The organism is Streptococcus sp. HMSC074F05 (assembly GCF_001808725.1).
Lineage (GTDB): Bacteria > Bacillota > Bacilli > Lactobacillales > Streptococcaceae > Streptococcus > Streptococcus parasanguinis_I.
The window spans coordinates 1,155,985-1,175,238 of sequence record NZ_KV794411.1; the positions used below are offsets into that span (position 1 = coordinate 1,155,985).

Consider the following 19,254-nt stretch of genomic DNA (forward strand, 5'->3'; position numbering starts at 1 on the left):
TGAGTCGAAAACCCTCTACACGATGATAGAAGGTCCTCGAAACATTTCTTACAAGTGTTCACGCGCTTCTTTAGCGGCATTCACTAGTTTGATCAAGCTTTCTTTTGTTTCTTTAATTCCGCGAGTCTTCAAACCACAGTCAGGGTTGATCCAAACTTTGCCACTTGGTACTTTGGCCAAGATTGCTTCGATGGTGTGATCAATTTCACCGTCTTGTGGGACACGTGGTGAGTGGATATCGTAAACCCCAGGTCCAACTTCTGTTTGGAAGTTTTTCGCTTTCAACTCATCCAAGATTTCAAGGTTTGAACGGCTTGCCTCAAATGAGATAACGTCTGCATCCAAGTTGTCGATAGCAGGGATGATATCTGTAAATTCTGAGTAACACATGTGAGTGTGGATTTGTGTATCTGGCGCTACAGTTGAGTGTACCAAACGGAAGGCTGGAATCGCCCAGTCAAGGTAATCTTCGTACCAGTCGCTACGACGAAGTGGCAATTTCTCACGAAGAGCAGCCTCGTCGATTTGGATGATTTTCACGCCTGCAGCTTCAAGGTCAAGAACTTCATCCTTGATAGCAAGAGCGATTTGAAGAGTAGAATCCTTGATAGAGATATCTTCGCGTGGGAATGACCAGTTAAGAATGGTAACAGGTCCAGTCAACATCCCTTTAACAGGTTTATCCGTACGACTTTGTGCGTAGCTAGACCATTTGACAGTGATTGGGTTAAGACGAGTCACATCACCCCAGATGATTGGTGGTTTCACCCCACGCATACCGTATGATTGTACCCAACCGTTTTTAGAGAAGAGGTAACCAGACAAGTTTTGACCGAAGTACTCAACCATATCGTTCCGCTCGAATTCACCGTGTACAAGCACGTCAAATCCAACTTCTTCTTGCCATTTGATCCATTCGTCGATCGTTTCAGCAAGGAAGGCATCGTATTCTTCTTGTGTCAATTCACCCTTACGGAAGGCCAAACGTTTGGCACGTACTTCCTTAGTTTGAGGGAAGGATCCGATGGTAGTTGTTGGAAGTGCTGGAAGCTTGAAGGCTTCTTTTTGGATTTCTTCCCGTTCTGCGAAAGCTGGCAAACGAGTGTAGTCTGCTTCTGTCAAAGCTGCGATACGAGCATGAAGTTCAGCATTTGCTCCAACGCGTTCTGTTGCAAAGAGTTCTTTGTTGGCAGCAAGAGCTTCTGCCCCTTGACCATTGCGGATGGCATCCAAGTCACGCAATTCACCCAATTTTTCAACTGCAAAGGCGAAGTGGTTCAAAATAGCTGGTTCAAAATCTTCGTTAGCCGTTGTAAATGGCACATGAAGAAGGGAGCAAGAAGTCGTCAAGACAACCTTTTCAGCTGGAACTTGATCCAAGATTTCCAAGCTCTTTTCATAGTTGTTGCGCCAGATGTTTTTCCCATTGACAATACCTGCATAAAGGGTCTTATCAGCTGGGAAGCCACCTTTCACCAATTCAAGTGTTTTCTTGCCTTCAACAAAGTCAAGACCAATACCATCTACTGGCAAGTTTACAAGGTCATTGTAGACATCACGAACATCACCAAAGTAAGTTTGGATCAAGACTTCAAGACCTTTCTTGTCAGCCAAGAGTTTGTTGTAGAGGTTCAAGAAGAGAGCTTTTTCTTCAGCTGACAAATCTTTGACAAGAGCTGGCTCATCGAGTTGAATACGAGTCGCACCAAGCTCAGCCAATTTGGCAAAGACTTCTTGGTAAGCAGCAACCAAGCTGTCGACGAAGTCCTCATCTTTCACACCATCTTCAAAGTCAGATAATTGAAGGAAAGTGAATGGTCCAACGACTACTGGACGAGTGTTGATCCCCAATTCTTTAGCTTCTTGGTACTCATCAAAAATCTTGTGACCAGCCAATTTCACTTCTGTTGTTTTTTCAAATTTAGGAACGATGTAATGGTAGTTGGTGTTGAACCATTTTTTCATTGGAAGGGCACGCACATCCCCTTTTTCACCTTGGTAACCACGCGCCAAAGCGAAGTATTGTTCAAGGTCTGTCAAATCCAAGTTTTGAACAGATGCAGGCACGACGTTGAAAAGGAAGGCTGCATCAAGGAAATTGTCGTAGTGTGAGAAGTCATTTGAAGGAATCTCTGAGATGCCTTGTTCTTTAACAATGTTCCAGTGTTTAGCACGCAAGTCTTTAGCAGCTGCCAAGAGCTCGTCTGCTGAGATTTCTTTTCTAAAGTATTTTTCAGTTGTAAATTTTAATTCACGGAATTCACCCAAACGTGGGAAACCGATAATTGTAGTTGACATGTTGTGTCCTCCAAAAATTCTAATTGACACTATCATATCAGAAGATAGGCATCTTGTATAATTGCTTTTACACGAATTTTGATATAGCCAAAAACTATAACACAGATTTAATGGGCCTTGAGACCAGAGCTCAAAAGCAAAAACTAGGACTCCTTATAAATATTTCCTATAGCCCAAGCGTCCCTAAACCATTTTTGAGCAGATTTTGAGCGGATTCCGCTAGAAGGACGGCCTCTAAAAAGTAAAGCAGGCCTTCTCTATCGAGAAAGACCTGTGCAAGCATAAACAAACTGCTTCTGTTTACAAATCTAAGAAATTCTATAAAAATGTGTTCGTTAGAATGATTCTATCAACTACTGAAACTTTCCGCCGTGAGAAAAGTGCTAGAAACACTTTTGTTTCTAGCACTCGGGAGTTTTGAGACCTTAGGCTCAAAACTAAGTCATGGAACTTCTTCGAAGTTCGCTGACGTCCGTATTCACCTAAGGAAAGTTTTTTAGATGACTTCGTCCTCATTCTGACAGGCCTTCTCTACTGAGAAAGACCTGCTTCTACGAGGAAGGAATTTCCTCTATTTTTTTACTTGTATTAGGCTAATTTGACACAGAAGGCATCCCAAGGGGCTAACTTGCCTGATTCGAGGACTTGCTCCACCTTGGTATTGGCAATGAGAACCTCTTCAACTCCATTGACAAGCGGTAAGTCTTGCTCTTGACTTGAGAGATTGACAACGACGAGGTAGGCTTGCTCTCTTTCTACCCGCTTGTAAGCAAAAATCTTATCTGCCGCGTCCACCAATTCATAATCAGCCGTCACAAGCCAAGGATGCTCTTTTCTCAAGGCCACCAGAGCTTGGTAGGTATAGAAAATGGAGTCTGGATCTGCTAGAGCAGCCTCAACATTGATCTCTTTGTAGTTTGGGTTGACAGCAAGCCATGGTTGACCTGTCGTAAAGCCAGCTTCTGCTTCATCATTCCACTGCATCGGTGTCCGTGCATTGTCCCGACCAATATGGCGGATCTGATCCATGATCACTTCGAGTGGCACTCCTTTTTCTAAGGCTTCATGGGCATAGTTGATTGACTCGATATCTTCCACATCCTCGAGGGTCTTAAATGGATAATTGGTCATCCCAATTTCTTCCCCTTGATAGATATACGGAGTTCCCTTCATCAAGTGAAGCAGAATAGCTAAAGCCTTGGCAGATTTGACACGGTAGTCGCCATCATCCCCCCAAGTTGACACAATCCGTGGGAGATCGTGGTTGTTCCAAAAGAGGGAATTCCAGCCTTCGTCTTTTCCTAATTCCGTCTGCCACTTGGTGAAAATTTCTTTCAATTTTGGCACATCCAATTCCTTGGCGTAGTGCCATTTTGGTTGACCCGGTTGGTATTGAAGACCAATGTGTTCAAATTGGAAGACCATGGACAATTCTTGATTTTTTGGATTGGAATATTGCTTAGCAATCTCTGGAGTCGCTCCCCAAGTTTCTCCCACGGTGAGCAGATCCTTATCGCCAAAGGTCGCTTGATTCATTTCCTTCAAATAAGGATGGAGCATGGGACCATTGCTGATGATTTCCTGATCTGGGATCTTACCGATCATATCGATGACATCCATACGGAAGCCACCAATTCCCTTGTCAATCCAGAAATTCATCATGTCATAGATCTGATGACGAAGCTCCTCGTTTTCCCAGTTGAGGTCTGGTTGCTTCTTACTGAAGTTATGCAGGTAGTATTGGCCTGATGCTTCATCAAATTCCCAAGCAGAGCCACTAAAAGCAGAAATGATGCCATTGGGCTCATCGCGCCAAATATAGAAATCCCGCTTTGGACTGTCTGGGTTTTCACGCGCCTCGATAAACCAAGCATGCTCATCAGAGGTATGGTTGACCACCAAATCCATGATGATTTTGATCTTGCGTTTATGGCCTTCTGCGATCAATTCTTCCATATCTTCCATGCTACCAAAGATGGAGGCAATATCCTCGTAATCCGAGATGTCATAGCCGTTATCGTCCATGGGACTCTTGTAGACTGGTGAGAGCCAGATCGCTGTAACCCCTAATTTTTCCAAGTAGTCTAGCTTGCTCGTGATCCCCTTGAGATCTCCGATGCCATCGCCATTACTATCCTTGAAACTCTTTGGATAAACTTGGTAAATTACGGCATTATGCCACCATTTTTGTTCCATTTTTTCTTCTCCTTTATGATTGTGAAATCACTTTCATCATACAAAAATAGGGGTAAAATTGCAAGAATTTACAAGTCTTCATTCTCTTCACTGGAATAAATCACTTCAAAGAGACGTTGACGCAAACCTTCCTCTAAAGGTGTAATGATCTTCATCAACTGTTTCCAATCCTTGGCTGTTGAACAAGCCGCAAATAATTCATTCTTCCTATCGTAGGCCAGGTTGGCAGATTTCAAGAGCTCAAACATCCGATCTTCTTTTGCAGTAGGACGCGATTGCAGCTCACCCATCGCAATTTCTTGACTTTGATTGTCTACTAAGATAGGGGCTGTCTTTAAGGTATGGAGGAAGAACCGGTGCTGTCTCTTTTCAGGAAGCAACGTTAGATCACCTGTTAAATCCAGCCTAATCTTTCTTTCATCCCAATTGACAGTTAGGCGGGTTTCAACCCTGTTATCTCCTTCTCCTTCAACGAGTACGAAGGAACGATTGTCACCTGGGAAAAGATGCCAGTCCAGCATTTCTGGGAGCTCTACCCCTGTCTGCGGTTGTGCATCCATAGGGATGATGGCTCCTGCACGCGCAAAGACCGGAATATCCTGGCTAGCTCTAAAGACTGTAAGCTTGCCTTTTCCTTCGTACTTCCAATCATGGAAGAAATCATACCAAACTCCGTCTGGGAACCAAACACTCACAGAAGCACTATGAAAGACCGGATCCAGCGATTCGGTAATTGGGGCCACCATGAGTTCACTACCAAAGAAATATTGATTTTTAGCCTCATAAGCCTCTTCTTCGTTTGGGTAATGGTAATAGAGGGGCTGAACCAAAGGCAGTCCTTCTTCATGCGTCGCCACATTCATGGTGTAAAGATAAGGCAGTAAGCTGTGACGCAGGCGCAAATACTGCTTCATCCAGCGACAGGTCTCAGGCGAGTAAAACCACGGTTCCTTGCTGTTAAAGGCATTACAAGAACTATGGAGACGATTGATCGGACTAAAGACCCCAAACTGCAACCAGCGAAGAGCCAAGTCTTCATCATAGTAACCCCGCATATGGCCACCAATATCGTGACTCCACCACGTATAGCCGATATTTGAAGCTGTGCTGGTAAAATAGGGTTGAAAGGCTAGGGATTCCCAAGTCACAATGGTATCCCCTGAAAAACCGATCGGATACCGGTGGCTGCCAGGACCCCCATAACGCGATAAGATGAGACCAGCTTGGCCTTTTCGGCAATTGTCTAGATAATGATAGTGATTTAACAACCAAAGGGGATCCATCTTGCCATGACTTCCCTGTTGCCAATCAATCCACCAAAAGTCGACTCCTTGATTTTCCAAGGGATGGTGGACATCTTCGAAATAAGCTTCGCGAAAGGCTGGACTGTAAAAGTCAAAGCTAGCCGCTTCTTCTTTTTCCGCATCTAATCCCAAGCGTTTTGCGACCTTGGGGTAAGCATCTTCGAAGGCGCGAATGCCATCTGCTGGATGGACATTTAAGGTCACCTTTAAACCACGCTCATGCAGACCATGTAAGAAGGCAGCTGGATCAGGAATCAAGTCCCGGTTCCAACTATAGCCCGTCCAACCACTTCCAAAGCGAGCAGGAATTGCTGTCTTGTGCCAGTCCATATCGATCACACTGACAGCCAAAGGCACCCCTTCAGCTTTGAAACGATCCATTAAATCTGTGTACTCCTGACTGGTATAAGGCCAATACCGACTCCACCAGTTTCCCAGAGCATAACGTGGCAAGAGGGGTGGTTGTCCCGTCAGATGGTAAAAATCTTTCAAGGCCCCTAGATAATCGCGCCCATAACCGAAGAAATACAGATCCACTTCTGAACATGACCGTGCTCTAAATCCGCTTTCGACATCATACAAGTAGGAACTGGAATCGTCCAAAAGAGCATAACCGGCCTTGCTCAAGATCCCATCTTCCAACTCCATAGCTCCATCGACCTCGTCAAGCGTCCGACTGGTACCTTTCAAGGTCTCAGGCTGATCTCCATAGTGCCACCGGCTACCATAGACTGCATACTGACCCTTGAGCTCAATAAAAAGCCGATCCGGTGTAAAAGGTCCCTTTTCAAAATGAAGGTGGAGATGCTCCGTATGCAGATCGAGGACCTCTTCTGTCTCTACGACCTCATAAGCAACAGGTCCAAAATCACGATTTTGCACAACTTGCGTCTGACCATCTTCAAAAACACCATCCTCTGAGTATTCTAAGCGAACCAAAGATTCCGTTAATACGGAGATTCGGTAGTTATCTCCCTGTATCACTGATCCTGCCATTTGTCTTTCCTCCTCTTTTTATAGGGCATCTGACTGCCCGCTTTTTATCTGCTCCGCTTCACTAGGTAAGCGCTTACGATTTTACTATAGCACTCAAAAAAAGGCCTGTCAACACTTGACAGAGTCTTTCCTAAAATTTTATAAGATCAACTTCCCCAATTGATCAAGAGATACATAAGACTCGAGCCAAACATATCTCCCAAGGCATGCATGAGGAAAAATGGCAAGAGATTCTTGACGACCTTCTTGTACATGAAGTAATAAAAGAGTCCATAAATGACGCCAATCACAAGGGCCCAGAGAAGCCCCTGATAGGTGTGGAAAGAAAAACGGATCAGAGTTGAAAAGGCCAGCGCCTTCCATTTGTTCTTCTCACTTACCGAAGTCATTAAGCCCAAAAAGAAAAATTCTTCATAAAATCCATTGAGCAAACCATAAGCAATTGCCATGGGACTCAAAGCCATGAACTTATGGAGGATCTGCATAGGATCGATAAAAGGCCAAAGACTCGGACTTAGGTAATTGTATTCACCCGAAACCGTTGAGATCACATCTCCAAAAAGTCCCATCGCTGCAAAGAGCAGGGGCACCCAGATCAAGGTGGACCACTTGAAGCGGATCGGCAATTGTTTAAAATCAAAGCGACGGAGCAGCAAGTAAAGAAGGGCTAGAGCCAGCAAGATCAATTGCAGGGTCATATTGCTGGAATAAGCAGCTCCTTCACTTGCAGTACTGCTACTGCTTGTGGCTACTGCAGTCTGCGCAACTGGCTGAAAACTGGCTAAAAACAGCTGGGTCGAGCGGACAATGAATTGCCCAAAGAGAATGACCGTCACAATGCCAATATCAAACCATTTGAGCTCTTTTAAGGGCTGTTTGGGTCGTATTCTGTTAAAAAATGTCATCTTTCATCCTTCTATTCCCACAATGGAAGTATTTTTGTTTCTCTTACTTTAGCAATCAATGCTTAAAGAAGAGTTAACCTAGAGAAGAAAAAAACGACCTTTGGGCCGTTTCCATTACACTATTAGTCTAACAAATCTTGGATTCTATCTAAATATTGGTTGTCTGTCACTGCCATCACGCGCACCCCTTCAGGCCAGATAAAGTCGGGACCAATCTGAATATGAAGCGGTTGGTCTTCCGCATCTCGATAGCCGATAATATTGAGATGGTACTCCTCTCTGACAGCCAAGTCCTGAAGGCTTTTTCCTACCCAGCTAGCTGGAACCGTAAACTCAGCCACCACCACTGCTTCATCCAACTGGAAGACTTCAATCCCGTGTTGGAAGAGGATCATCTTAGCGAGGGACATCCCCGCTTCTACCTCTGGTAGGATGACCAAATCAGCTCCAATCTTCTCAAGGACTTCCTTGGTCACTTCATTCTTGACCTTGGCAATGACGTGCTCGACGCCAAGTGCCTTACAGTGCATGACCGCCAGGACACTTGATTCCAAGTTTTCTCCCGTCGCAATGACGACTGTGTCACAGTTCCCAATATCTGCCGCATCCAAGAGGTCCATTTCCGTAATGTCTCCAACAATCCCAGTTGTAATCATAGATTCATACTGGTTGATCACATCTTCATGATCGTCAATTGCAATGATATCCACATCCTGGTCCTGCAGGGTTTTTAAGACACTCTGTCCAAAAATCCCTAAGCCCAGAATTCCAATGGTTCGATTTGCCATAAGTCTCTCCTATCCGATAATGATGTCTGCCTTGGCATATTGCAAGGCATCTGCTTTTTTGGCTTTGTAATTGTTCAAGCTGACCATAAGGGTCAAGGGGCCGATCCGACCGATAAACATGAGCACCATGATGATCCCCAGCCCTGCTCCATTTAAGGTCGAGGTCACATTGGCCGTTACGCCCACTGTCGCTAAAGCCGATACCACCTCAAAGACCAAGTACAGAAAACGTTGACCATCCGGCGTCACAAGACAAAGGCCAAAGAGCCCCAGGATAAAGGTCAACTGGAAAATCACTGCTGTGCCCAAAGAACGTTGCACCAAGTCTGGTGCGATGGTTCGTTTGCCTAGGTTGGTATGAGGCAACCCGAGCAATTCCTTGCGAGCTAAGAGGATCAAGACCAAGAAGGTGGTGATCTTCATCCCTCCTGCTGTCCCACCTGGTGCCCCACCTAGGAACATCTGGAGGATATAGACAAAGAGTGTCACAGGTCGGACTGCTGTATAATCCAGTGAGGCAAAGCCAGCCGTCCGCATGCTGACAGTTTGGAAGAAGCTGACCAAAATCTTCTCTCCCAATGGCAGGGAGCCAATCGTTGCTGGATTATCAAACTCTGTCAAGAGACTGGTTACTGTCCCAAACAGAAGGATAGCAGCCGTTAACCAGAGAACCACCTTGGTATGAAAGCGAAGAGTCCGGCGTCCAGATTGGTTGCGGGCCTTGGTCGCTAGGTCAAACCAGACCATGAAGCCCAAGCCCCCAGTAATAATAAGGGCAGACAAGGTCAGATTGACCAACCAATCGGTCTGGAAGCTCATCATACTATCGCCTCCAAAATTATCAAAGCCCGCATTACAAAAGGCCGAGACCGCAACAAAGATGGAGTTAAAGATCCCATGCCCCCAGCCAAAGCGAGGGATAAAGCGGCTCATGAGGAGCAAGGCCCCCACCCCTTCGATGGTAAAGGTGGTAATGAAGATGGAGCGGACAAAACGGGCTAAGCTCTGGTTATTGCTAAAGCTAAAGCTGTCCCGGATGGTCTGTCGGTCCTTGTAGCTGAGCTTTTGACGACCTTCCATAAAGAAGAGACCGATAAAGGTCAAGATCCCTAGGCCTCCGATCTGGATCAAGAGCATACAGATCAATTGCCCCAAACCATTATAGGTCGAAGCCACCGACTGGGTAAAGAGCCCCGTCACACAGACCATGGAGACCGCTGTAAAGAGGTGGTCGATATAGCCTGCTTTTGAGCTCGCTTGCTGGACAAAAGGCAGACTCAATAAGAGCGAGCCCACCAGGATAACCAAGGCAAAGCTGAGAAAGATTCGCCTTGCCGGAGACAGGCTTTTAATTTTGGCCTGCCATTGTTTAAAAAATAATTTGACTAACATAGCTTCATTGTATCATAAAAAGTGAAAAGACCTACAAGTGATGAACCATCTCTAGGCACAATTCTAGGGCCTTCTCAAAAGCTTCAGCCCCCCAGTCACGCTGGTCATAATTTTCTAGGTCTGCAAGAGAATCTGCGGTAAATAGGAGCAAGCCCCAAACTGCATCACGAAGCTGGGCGACTGCTGCAAGTGAGGCACACTCCATCTCCACAACACGACACCCTTCTTCAATGCGATAGGCCACCTTGTCAGGTGTTTCTCTATAAAAACCGTCCGTCGACCAGGTCATGACCTCTTGATAAGGAATATCTTTTCCTTTCAAGACAGTTTCAATGGCGGTCAGTGCACGACTGTCCACTTCGATATAACGAGAAGGCGCTACATAATGGTAACTGGCTCCCTCATCTCGCAAGGCCTTGGTCGGGATCAAAAAGGCATTTTCTTCTATGTCCACCAAGACGCCACAGCTTCCTGAGGAAATGATTTTCCTCACCCCATAGCCAATCAACCAATCCATGAATTGGGCAGCAGGTGCAGATCCAACTGGCGCTTGTGCCAAGCAGACTTTCTCCCCTTGGTGCTCCAGAACATAGACTGGATAAGCCTTGGTAGCTGAAACAAAGGTAGCCACTTGCTCAGCTCCAACAGTTTTGGCAAAGCGATCAATCTCATCCTCCAAGAAAGCATACACACATTTTTCAGGTAGGTGCAGATCAAGTCCCTCATGGGTCGGCATAATGACTGCCTGCGGGTTGTCATCAAACTCTAAAATAGGAATTTCATGTTTTTGGATCATCCCTTCTCCTTTTTAATGGGTATTTCTTTGATGACACGGGCTGGGTTTCCTGCAAGGACCACATTGTCTCCAAAGGATTTTGTGACCACTGCTCCTGCGCCAGCGACCACATTGTCACCCAGCGTGACACCAGGAAGGATGGTGACCCCTCCTCCTGCCCAGAAGTTGTCTCCTATCGTAATTGGTGCCCCATACTCCAGACCAGAATTGCGCTCGTCTGGATCCAGTGGGTGCAAGGGTGTCAAAAATTGGCAATTAGGACCAATCATGGCATTCTTTCCGATCGTAATGGGACAAATATCCAACATGGTCAAATTGTAATTGGCATAGAAATTTTCTCCTATATGGATGTTGCCCCCATAATCCACAAGAACCTGGCGATTGAGATAGAGGTTTTCACCGGTTGATCCAAACCACTCTTTGATGATGGATGCCCCCTTTTTAGGATCCACCTCTTGGTTAAAGGCCTCTTGTTTCTCCCGAGAGGCTTTTGCCAAAGCCCGTAATTCAGGGTCCGCAGGTCTATAATAGTCACCCGCAATCATTTTTTCATATTCACTGGCCATAAGGAAACCTCCACGTTATTTTGACATATTATAGCAGAATTTCCCCTTTAAAACAAACGTCAGAATAAGGCTTTACAAGGAAAAAGATCATAAATGCTTAAAAATAATTAAAAACACTTGCATTAACTTAATAAATGATGTAGAATATAGGCAAGAACAGAAACAAGGAGCGAGCTCATGTATCAGGAACAACGACTCGAAAAAATATTAGAACTCTTAGAAGAGCGAAAACAGCTATCGGCTAAAGAAATGGTCGACTATTTCAAGGTCTCAAAAGATACCATCCGTCGAGACTTCGCTCTCCTTAGTCAGCGCCAGCTGGTCCGCAGGACCCATGGTGGACTCCTCCCCTTAAACAAAGAACCCGGCCCTTCTTACCTAGACCGTAGTCAGAAAGCCAACAAGGAAAAGACTGCTATGGCTCAAAAGGCCCTGCAATTGATCCAAGATGGCCAAGTGATCTTTCTCGACGTTTCTACCTCGATGACCCTGCTTGCTGGCTTGCTTAATAAGGAAGTCACAGTCTATTCGCATTCCCTTGACAATACCATCCAGCTCAGTAGCCATTCCCAGGTTGACTTTCATCTTTTAGGAGGAAAATTCTACCCTAAAAACCGCTTCTACTATGACGCGAATCAAGCACAAATACTGGACAATCTTCGCTTTGATCTCGCTTTTTTTGGAGCGAGTAGCTTAGCCAATGGCGAAGTCACCTTTGAGGATGCTGAAGACGTTGCAGTCAAGTCTCTCGTTTTTGAGCGGACTCGTACCAAGGTGCTGGTGGCAGAAAGTACCAAGTTCCACCAACATGCCAACTACTATCTCGCTCGTCTCCAACAATTTGACTATTGGATTACTGATCAAAAACCAAGCCCTGACATCCTTAAACAAGTCGGCAACGAAACCACTATTCTCTATTAGGAGGTAATCTTTATGTCTCACATTCGTCTCATCATCAGCGATATCGATGGCACCATCTTAAATGACCACCATCAGATTGACCCAGAGTTGGCAGCATTGATCCCAGATTTAAAGCGTGAAGAGATCCCTTTCGTGCTAGCCTCTGCTCGCTCCCCCAAAGGAATGGCACCCATTGCCAAAGAACTCGGTATAGAAGACTGCCCCATGGCCTGCTACAACGGGGCCTTGATTCAAAAAGGCGAGCAGGTTCTGTTTGAGCATCCCTTAGACAAGAATGAAGCTCGTCAGTTTATCGACTGGGCCAACCAACACTTCCCTCAAGTTTCGATCAACCTCTATAGAGGAAAAGACTGGATGACCGATCATCTCGACCAATGGAGCCGAGAGGAAGCCCGGATTACAGGGGAAAAACCTCTTATTCTTCCCCTATTGGATCCTTTGCTGGATATGACAAAGCCCCTCCACAAATTGCTCTTAATTGGAGATGCAGAAGAGATCCAAGCCCTCTATCGTGCTATTTCTGCCGATGACTTCCCTTCTACCGCCTTTTATCTCTCCAAAGCCAACTACCTAGAAGTTACTGCTAAGCACGTCTCTAAAGAGGATGCTCTGGTTGAACTCGCCAACCACTACCACTTGAGCTTAGAAGAAGTCCTCACCATGGGGGACAACTTCAATGACCTTCCTATGCTCAAAAAAGCAGGCATCGGTGTCGCTATGGGCAACGCTCCTCAAGAGGTGAAAGACGAAGCAGCAGTCGTGACAAAGGACAATAATGAAAACGGGGCTGGGCAAGCGGTTGAAACCTATGTGTTGATCTAGTCATCCGTTTAAAAAGGACGTCGAGTATAATACCCGACGTCCTTTTTGACGAATGTATAGCACTAAAACTACATCATTTTCATATAAATGCTATCCCAACAATGTCTGCAGAATTGGAACCACAATCACAAATAAGACTGTGCTGAGAGTGACCACATTCGTTGAAAACTCAACATCGCCTTTACCTTGATTGGCAAGGATAGGAAGAACTGCCAAGGCTGGTGTTGCTGATTGAATCATAAAGGTTCTAAATTCTGGTGCCACCATATTTGGAGAGAAGAACTTGAGAACCAAGAGCATGATGACCGGTGCAAGAATAAAACGACCAACCAGTGTGATAATGGTATCTTTATCAAAGCGAATCGTCTTAAGTCCTGCCTTAGCTAGGACGATACCGATATAGACAAGAGATAAGGGCGTTGTTAAACTACCAATATAAGTCAAGGTACTTTCCGCAAAACTTGGAACAGGAATACGCAACACCAAAAAGACGAGGGCTACGAGAAAACCTAATAAAGGAGCTGGGAAAAGCTTCTTCCAATTAAATGTTTGAGCCTGTTTTGAAGCCCCTTCTTTACTATCAGAAGTCATCAGATAGACACCTAATGTCCAAGTAGATACTGTATTTGTAATATAATAAACCAAGAAGTAAGGAAGGGCTTGATTTCCAAACAAAGCGATATTTAAAGGCAAACCAATAAATATGGTATTGGCATTAACAAAGGTATTAATCATAGTCCCTCGACGACCTAGGCGCACTTTAAAAACTTTCACTGCGATAAAGGCCGCTAGGTAACCAAGAATGAAGGCGATAAACGTGTACAACAAACCGCCAGACAAGCTAATCAGCTTATCTAAAGTTAAATATTTAAGAACAGAGGTGAAAATTGCAACAGGCATGGCCACGTTCATAATGAGCTTAGACAAGTCATTTCCGAAACTCTCTTGGAACCAACCGCGGACTTGCAAGAAATAACCAAGAATGATGATGACGATAATGGGTACAATACTCTGAATTGACGTTAAAAAGATTTCCATAGTCTCCCTTTCTATCTAACAAGACATACACAAAAGGTGTACGAGGCATCCCGTCGCACTCGTACACCCCATTCCCATTTACTTATTTATATTCTGGGTACCATTTCAAATCACGGACCGCTTTAGCCATATCTGTTTCTTGAGCACGCGCAAGACCTTGTTCTTGCGCTTTTTTAGCAACTGCTTCTGCTACTTTGATAGACACATCAGCTACATACTTGAATGGAGGTAAGACTGGTGCTCCTGGTTCGCCTGGATTGACAATACCACTCAATGAATGTGCGGCAGCGCCAATCATTTCATCCGTCAACAGACTCGCTTCAGAAGCCAGCATACCAAGTCCAAGACCTGGATAAATCAGTGCGTTATTCGCTTGACCAATCACGTAGTCCACACCTTTATAGGAAACTGTACCAGCTGGAATTCCTGTTGCAACAAATGCTTTTCCGTCTGACCATTCGATCAAATCTTTGGCACTTGCTTCAGCTAGTTTGGTTGGGTTTGACAATGGGAAAATGATAGGACGTTCAGTGTTTTCACACATAGCTTCTACAATTTCTTTTGTGAAAGTATTTGGCTGAGTTGAAGTTCCCACAAGAATGGTTGGTTTAACCGTCTTCACTACTTCAAGAAGGTCCGTCAACTGATCTGCATTGGCAAAATCAGAACGTTTCTTAGCAAATGGTTTTTGTTGCGGCGTTAAGTCATCCATATCATCAAAAAGGAGACCTTGTTTGTCGACCATAAAGAAGCGTTTATAAGCTTCTTCTTCAGGCAGACCTTCACTAACCATTTCACGAAGGACACGAGAAGCAATCCCTGCACCAGCAGTTCCACCACCATAGCAGAGATAAACTTGATCCGTTAATTTTTCACCTGTAATATCCAATGCCCCAAAGATCCCACCAAGGGTTACAATACCAGTTCCTTGGATATCATCGTTAAAGGTTGGGATTTGTTTTCGATATTTTTCAAGGATGTTGGCAGCATTTAAGCGACCGAAATCTTCCCAGTGAAGGTAGAGTTTAGGGAAAAGACGTTCTGCAGTTTGGACAAATTGATCGATAAAATCATAGTAACGATCACCACGCACACGTTCGTGGCGATTTCCCAAGTAATTAGGATTGTTACGAAGTTCTTCACGATTGGTACCTGCGTCAATGACCAAAGGAAGTACCATTGAAGGATCAATTCCTGCAGCTCCAGTATAGACCATCAGTTTCCCAACAGAAATATCGACACCATTTGTACCCCAGTCACCAATACCGAGAATACCTTCTGCATCTGTCACAACAATAAGACGAATTTCACGATCACCCGCTGCATTTTTCAAAGTCGCTTCGATATTTTCAGGGTGATTGATGTCAAGATAGGCCGCATATTGTGGGTCTACAAAAAGATCGCTATAGCCTTCGATGGTATCGGCAATAGTTGGATCATAAACAATGGGATTAAACTCTTCCAAATGTTGAGCAAATAGGTAGTAAAATAGAGTACGATTTGTATTAAAAATTTCCATTAGGAACAAACGTTTTTCCAAATCATTAACCTTTGTTTGCATTTGCGCATAAGTTTGCGCTGCTTGTTCTTCAATGGTTTGAACGTAAGGTGGTAGGAGGCCAATGAGACCTAGTTGCTTACGTTCCTCTAAAGTAAAGGCAGTTCCTTTATTGAGGAAAGGGTTGTTTAAAATATCATGTGCAGTCATCATGTGACCTCCTTATTAGTTTAATTTATTATACCACTTATTTGCATTAAATGACACTTTGTTCTATATATGATACAATATGAATGAATCACTCAATGAAAGTTCAGGCGATACAACCGAAAATGATGCGATTTCAATAGATAACAAAATAATAGGTTTATCCATCACTTCCTAGATAGTCACGGTCATCTCTTAAAAAAGCCTGTTCCTTTCCACCTTTTAGAAGGTTATTCTCATCAAAAGATCCACTGTTTTCAGGTACTCTTTTTTCCACTTATGATGATCAATACCTATAAAAACCATAGATAATAAATCTAAAATATGTTTGTTATAAAATACTTTGTTTTGTTTAAGGTGTTATTTTTGTCATTTAAAACTTGTATTCTGGTTACATGAAAACAAAACATTATTTACAACGGTATATAGCGCAAAAGGTCAAATATTTGCGAAAAAAACAAAACATGAGTCAAGAGGAGCTATCGGAACGGGCAGATCTTGGATTAAAATACATCAATCAATTGGAAAATCAAAACGTGAATCTGACCATTCACAGTCTTGAAAAAGTCATTTCTGCTCTTGAGTTAACGCCTGAAGAATTCTTCAATTTTGATTCACTCGAAGCGTCTTCAGATCCTACTGACAGCCTTTCACTTAAGAGAGTAAACATGAAAATTAAACAACTTCCAGTTGGAAAAAGGGAAAAGATCCTAACGATTTTTGAAGATCTTTTAGATAGCCTTTAATTGTCCTCTGACTCACCTCAGATTGTAACAAACAAAAAATCATATAGTCAAATTAGCTATCACGGATAATTTTTGCTTATCCATGTCTGTCTATTTAGAAGAGGGAGCCCAATGAATCTTAAGGACTTTTATTATTTTTTTGATCTTAGTCAACAGCAATCCTTTACTGGGGTTGCCCAAAAACACGGGATCAGTCAACCATCCGTTTCCTATGCGATTAAACGACTAGAAAAGGAATTTCACTGTCCATTAATCGCGCACGATCCTTCTCATCGTACTTTCAAATTGACGCCCCAAGGAGAAATCTTGCTACGACATATTCAAAAGGTCTTACCTGAGATTCAAGGGGCCAAAAAAGAGATCCTCCGGAGTCTCTCTCAATTCAATACGGTTGGTTTCCCACCAATCATCATTGACTATCTTGTCCGAAAACAACCCGCCTTTATCAGTAATGTTGCAGCTCTTCAAAGTATCCATCCTGTCCAAGAAGGATCTGTTGAACTTTTAGAAATGCTTTCCAAAGGAGAACTAGATGCTAGTTTTTTAGGGAGTTTAGAACCGATTAAAGATCATCGCTTCCAGGTAAGAGAAATGGCCAAACGAGATCTCTTCTATATCCTTCATCACAACCATCCACTAGCCTCAAAAAAAGTATTACAATTTTCAGACGTCATCGATGAAGATTTTATCATTCCAGACGAGCACTTTGTTCATTTAAAAGCCTTTGAACAGTTGAATGAGCGCTATCACCATGAGGCTACGCCCTTCTTTCAGACGGATGATATTCAGCTTCTAAAACAACTCCTTCGTAAACAAGTGGGGATCAGTTTACTAGCAGATCTTGCACTAACAGATGGTGAAGAAGAACTGATCGCGATTCCGATGGCAGAAAATGAACGGATCAGCTTTTACGTTTCACTAGTTGAACCGAAGGAAAGTAATCTCAAACCGGAGGTCATCCAATTCTTTGAAAAATTACTAAACTAGTCGTAGTCTTTGTTCTTAGTGCTAATGCAGAAACATAAATAAAGTGACTAGCTAGTATTTTTTACGACTAAAAAATAGAGTAGAAATGCCGATAAAATAAGGATTCCTGCAAATTGCTAGGAATCCTATTTTCTTTCGCATGTATTGTATAATTAAATTATTTTGTGTATATTTCACTTATTCGACTTTTTATTAATAATTAGAGATATAAAAAGCTCGGAAACCCTTGATTATTATACCGTTGACAAGTTTTTCAAAAACCTGTATGATAGAAAAAAGTTTATTAAAAAGGGGACGTATTTTGAAAAAATATACTATTTCACGTAAACAAACTTTAACTTTAGCTTCCGTTGTTTTAGGAACTGTCTTCACAGGAACGACTATTGCTTCTGCTGATGACGTTGCACCTAGCACAACCCAAGCTGCTCCTGCAGCCACTACAGCAGCAAAATCACCTATCACGGCTGCAACAGAAGAAATCAACGCCAAAGCCAATACACCAGTTGTTCCTGCTGATAAAGCAAAAACTGGGGATATCATCGCTGTGGACGTCAAAAAAACTGGCCCATCTGCTAAAACAGACGGTGCAGACACCACCACTACTTCAACAGCAACCATCAAAACGACTAGCTTAGCAGATCCAAACACACCTGTTGGCACTTCAAAACCGGTCTCATCTACTAAGACAGCTACATCTACCAAAGAGACAGCTGACTACACTGAGACAACAACTGAAACAGTTAATAAAACAACTGTAGTCGAAGTGACAAAAGAAGCCGATGTGGTCAATAAAAAAGAAGTTCAAGCAACATCAGACATCGTCTTTGTCATTGACAAATCAACTTCAATGGATTCTCACATCAGGGATACGATGAAGAATGTCGAGACCTTCGTTCGCAATCTATCGGCAAAAAATATTCAAGCTCGTTTAGGATTGGTTGAATACGAAAGAGCTAGTGAAGTTAAATACCATGATTTCAATGGATCTAAGTTCACAAGTGATCCAGAAAGTTTCATTTCTGCTTTGAAAACCATCAAAACTAAAGGCTACTATGAAAATGCTACTGTTCCATTGCATCATATCGCTACTTCAGGAGACTACAACTGGGGGACTGGGGCAAACAACCATCGCTTTGCTTTCTTGATTACAGATGAGGACATTGATCTTACAAAGGATACACCAACCAAAGAAGCGACACTGAAAGCCCTTCAAGATGCTGGTATCTCTTTGACAGTGGTTGGTGAAACACGTGAAAAAAAAGACTTTGATCCATTGGTCAATGGAACAAATGGTCTCTACCTAGATATCGACAAAAACTTTGCTAACTTGTTGAACGTTCAATTTGCCAATAAAGTCGTTGAAACTGTCCAAAAAGGTCGTGTCTTCAAAGTCCAAACAGACAAGTATGAGTTGATCTCAAAATCTCATCGTGTGGCGAAAGCAAAACCACAAACATCTAGCATCCAAACGCCTGCAACACCGACTCCTACTCCTCAAAAACCGGCTGTTGTAACACCTGCGAAACCGACCGTATTTACACCTGCTAAAAACGAGCCTGTGAAAACGGAAGTTTATATTGCACCAGCAGCTCTTCCTCAAAAAGAAGCAAGTCTTCCAAATACAGGAAGCAAGACCTCAATTGCCTTGACGACTCTAGGTCTTGGTCTTCTTAGCATGAGTGCTGCCTTTGGACTCTCTCGTAAAACAAAGAAAGACTAACATGAAAAAGCCTAATCCGTTGATTGGGCTTTTTATCACTCATAATTTCCCCTTTGCTATTTTCATTTGAAAGT

15 protein-coding genes are annotated in these 19,254 nt (G+C 43.5%); 5 read left to right on the plus strand and 10 right to left on the minus strand.

The window, feature by feature from the left end; genetic code table 11:
- Positions 1-48 precede the first annotated feature (48 nt).
- From metE to HMPREF2685_RS09305, 8 genes are all read right to left on the minus strand, one after another.
- Entirely contained in the window at positions 49-2,298 is a 2,250-nt protein-coding gene (gene metE, locus HMPREF2685_RS09270; protein WP_021153812.1) for a 5-methyltetrahydropteroyltriglutamate--homocysteine S-methyltransferase, read from the minus strand.
- A 588-nt stretch (positions 2,299-2,886) separates the two neighbouring features.
- Positions 2,887-4,494 (minus strand): alpha-glucosidase, encoded by a 1,608-nt coding sequence (locus HMPREF2685_RS09275; protein ID WP_024055056.1) that lies wholly within the window; start codon positions 4,492-4,494, stop codon positions 2,887-2,889.
- Between the two features lie 68 nt (positions 4,495-4,562).
- Positions 4,563-6,794: a glycoside hydrolase family 31 protein gene (locus HMPREF2685_RS09280; RefSeq protein WP_024055057.1), complete on the minus strand. Its 2,232-nt coding sequence runs from the start codon at positions 6,792-6,794 to the stop codon at positions 4,563-4,565.
- 146 nt (positions 6,795-6,940) lie between these two features.
- Positions 6,941-7,699: a CPBP family intramembrane glutamic endopeptidase gene (locus HMPREF2685_RS09285; RefSeq protein WP_024055058.1), complete on the minus strand. Its 759-nt coding sequence runs from the start codon at positions 7,697-7,699 to the stop codon at positions 6,941-6,943.
- Positions 7,700-7,821: 122 nt separating this feature from the next.
- Entirely contained in the window at positions 7,822-8,487 is a 666-nt protein-coding gene (locus tag HMPREF2685_RS09290; protein WP_003008667.1) for a potassium channel family protein, read from the minus strand.
- Between the two features lie 9 nt (positions 8,488-8,496).
- On the minus strand, positions 8,497-9,879 hold the full coding sequence (locus HMPREF2685_RS09295; protein WP_070466513.1) for a TrkH family potassium uptake protein: 1,383 nt from the start codon (positions 9,877-9,879) through the stop codon (positions 8,497-8,499).
- 31 nt (positions 9,880-9,910) lie between these two features.
- Positions 9,911-10,675: a nucleoside phosphorylase gene (locus HMPREF2685_RS09300; RefSeq protein ID WP_070466515.1), complete on the minus strand. Its 765-nt coding sequence runs from the start codon at positions 10,673-10,675 to the stop codon at positions 9,911-9,913.
- A complete protein-coding gene (locus HMPREF2685_RS09305) occupies positions 10,672-11,241 on the minus strand; it encodes a sugar O-acetyltransferase (protein ID WP_049474101.1) in 570 nt (189 codons plus the stop codon). The genes HMPREF2685_RS09300 and HMPREF2685_RS09305 overlap by 4 nt, the downstream gene beginning before the upstream one ends.
- Before the next feature lie 177 nt (positions 11,242-11,418).
- Between HMPREF2685_RS09305 and HMPREF2685_RS09310 the strand changes: the two genes are divergently transcribed.
- Positions 11,419-12,162, plus strand: a complete 744-nt coding sequence (locus HMPREF2685_RS09310) for a DeoR/GlpR family DNA-binding transcription regulator (protein ID WP_070466517.1) — start codon at positions 11,419-11,421, stop codon at positions 12,160-12,162.
- A gap of 12 nt (positions 12,163-12,174) precedes the next feature.
- Entirely contained in the window at positions 12,175-12,984 is an 810-nt protein-coding gene (locus tag HMPREF2685_RS09315; protein WP_070466519.1) for a Cof-type HAD-IIB family hydrolase, read from the plus strand.
- A 90-nt stretch (positions 12,985-13,074) separates the two neighbouring features.
- Here the strand turns inward: HMPREF2685_RS09315 and HMPREF2685_RS09320 are convergent, their stop codons facing one another.
- Together HMPREF2685_RS09320 and HMPREF2685_RS09325 are read right to left on the minus strand one after the other, a co-directional pair.
- Positions 13,075-14,022: an AEC family transporter gene (locus HMPREF2685_RS09320; protein WP_070466521.1), complete on the minus strand. Its 948-nt coding sequence runs from the start codon at positions 14,020-14,022 to the stop codon at positions 13,075-13,077.
- A gap of 82 nt (positions 14,023-14,104) precedes the next feature.
- A complete protein-coding gene (locus HMPREF2685_RS09325; protein WP_070466726.1) occupies positions 14,105-15,730 on the minus strand; it encodes a malolactic enzyme in 1,626 nt (541 codons plus the stop codon).
- A gap of 392 nt (positions 15,731-16,122) precedes the next feature.
- Between HMPREF2685_RS09325 and HMPREF2685_RS09330 the strand changes: the two genes are divergently transcribed.
- From HMPREF2685_RS09330 to HMPREF2685_RS09340, 3 genes are all read left to right on the plus strand, one after another.
- A complete protein-coding gene (locus HMPREF2685_RS09330) occupies positions 16,123-16,473 on the plus strand; it encodes a helix-turn-helix domain-containing protein (RefSeq protein ID WP_023919061.1) in 351 nt (116 codons plus the stop codon).
- 111 nt (positions 16,474-16,584) lie between these two features.
- Complete coding sequence (locus HMPREF2685_RS09335; RefSeq protein WP_070466523.1) at positions 16,585-17,460, plus strand: LysR family transcriptional regulator; 876 nt, start codon at positions 16,585-16,587, stop codon at positions 17,458-17,460.
- Positions 17,461-17,761: 301 nt separating this feature from the next.
- A complete protein-coding gene (locus HMPREF2685_RS09340; protein WP_070675308.1) occupies positions 17,762-19,180 on the plus strand; it encodes a VWA domain-containing protein in 1,419 nt (472 codons plus the stop codon).
- Positions 19,181-19,254: the final 74 nt, after the last annotated feature.

Bases quoted from the DNA above. Each gene is read 5' to 3' on its own strand.
- metE (WP_021153812.1), bottom strand. From the start codon at position 2,298: ATGTCAACTACAATTATCGGTTTCCCACGTTTGGGTGAATTCCGTGAA.
- HMPREF2685_RS09275 (WP_024055056.1), bottom strand. From the start codon at position 4,494: ATGGAACAAAAATGGTGGCATAATGCCGTAATTTACCAAGTTTATCCA.
- HMPREF2685_RS09280 (WP_024055057.1), bottom strand. From the start codon at position 6,794: ATGGCAGGATCAGTGATACAGGGAGATAACTACCGAATCTCCGTATTA.
- HMPREF2685_RS09285 (WP_024055058.1), bottom strand. From the start codon at position 7,699: ATGACATTTTTTAACAGAATACGACCCAAACAGCCCTTAAAAGAGCTC.
- HMPREF2685_RS09290 (WP_003008667.1), bottom strand. From the start codon at position 8,487: ATGGCAAATCGAACCATTGGAATTCTGGGCTTAGGGATTTTTGGACAG.
- HMPREF2685_RS09295 (WP_070466513.1), bottom strand. From the start codon at position 9,879: ATGTTAGTCAAATTATTTTTTAAACAATGGCAGGCCAAAATTAAAAGC.
- HMPREF2685_RS09300 (WP_070466515.1), bottom strand. From the start codon at position 10,675: ATGATCCAAAAACATGAAATTCCTATTTTAGAGTTTGATGACAACCCG.
- HMPREF2685_RS09305 (WP_049474101.1), bottom strand. From the start codon at position 11,241: ATGGCCAGTGAATATGAAAAAATGATTGCGGGTGACTATTATAGACCT.
- HMPREF2685_RS09310 (WP_070466517.1), top strand. From the start codon at position 11,419: ATGTATCAGGAACAACGACTCGAAAAAATATTAGAACTCTTAGAAGAG.
- HMPREF2685_RS09315 (WP_070466519.1), top strand. From the start codon at position 12,175: ATGTCTCACATTCGTCTCATCATCAGCGATATCGATGGCACCATCTTA.
- HMPREF2685_RS09320 (WP_070466521.1), bottom strand. From the start codon at position 14,022: ATGGAAATCTTTTTAACGTCAATTCAGAGTATTGTACCCATTATCGTC.
- HMPREF2685_RS09325 (WP_070466726.1), bottom strand. From the start codon at position 15,730: ATGACTGCACATGATATTTTAAACAACCCTTTCCTCAATAAAGGAACT.
- HMPREF2685_RS09330 (WP_023919061.1), top strand. From the start codon at position 16,123: ATGAAAACAAAACATTATTTACAACGGTATATAGCGCAAAAGGTCAAA.
- HMPREF2685_RS09335 (WP_070466523.1), top strand. From the start codon at position 16,585: ATGAATCTTAAGGACTTTTATTATTTTTTTGATCTTAGTCAACAGCAA.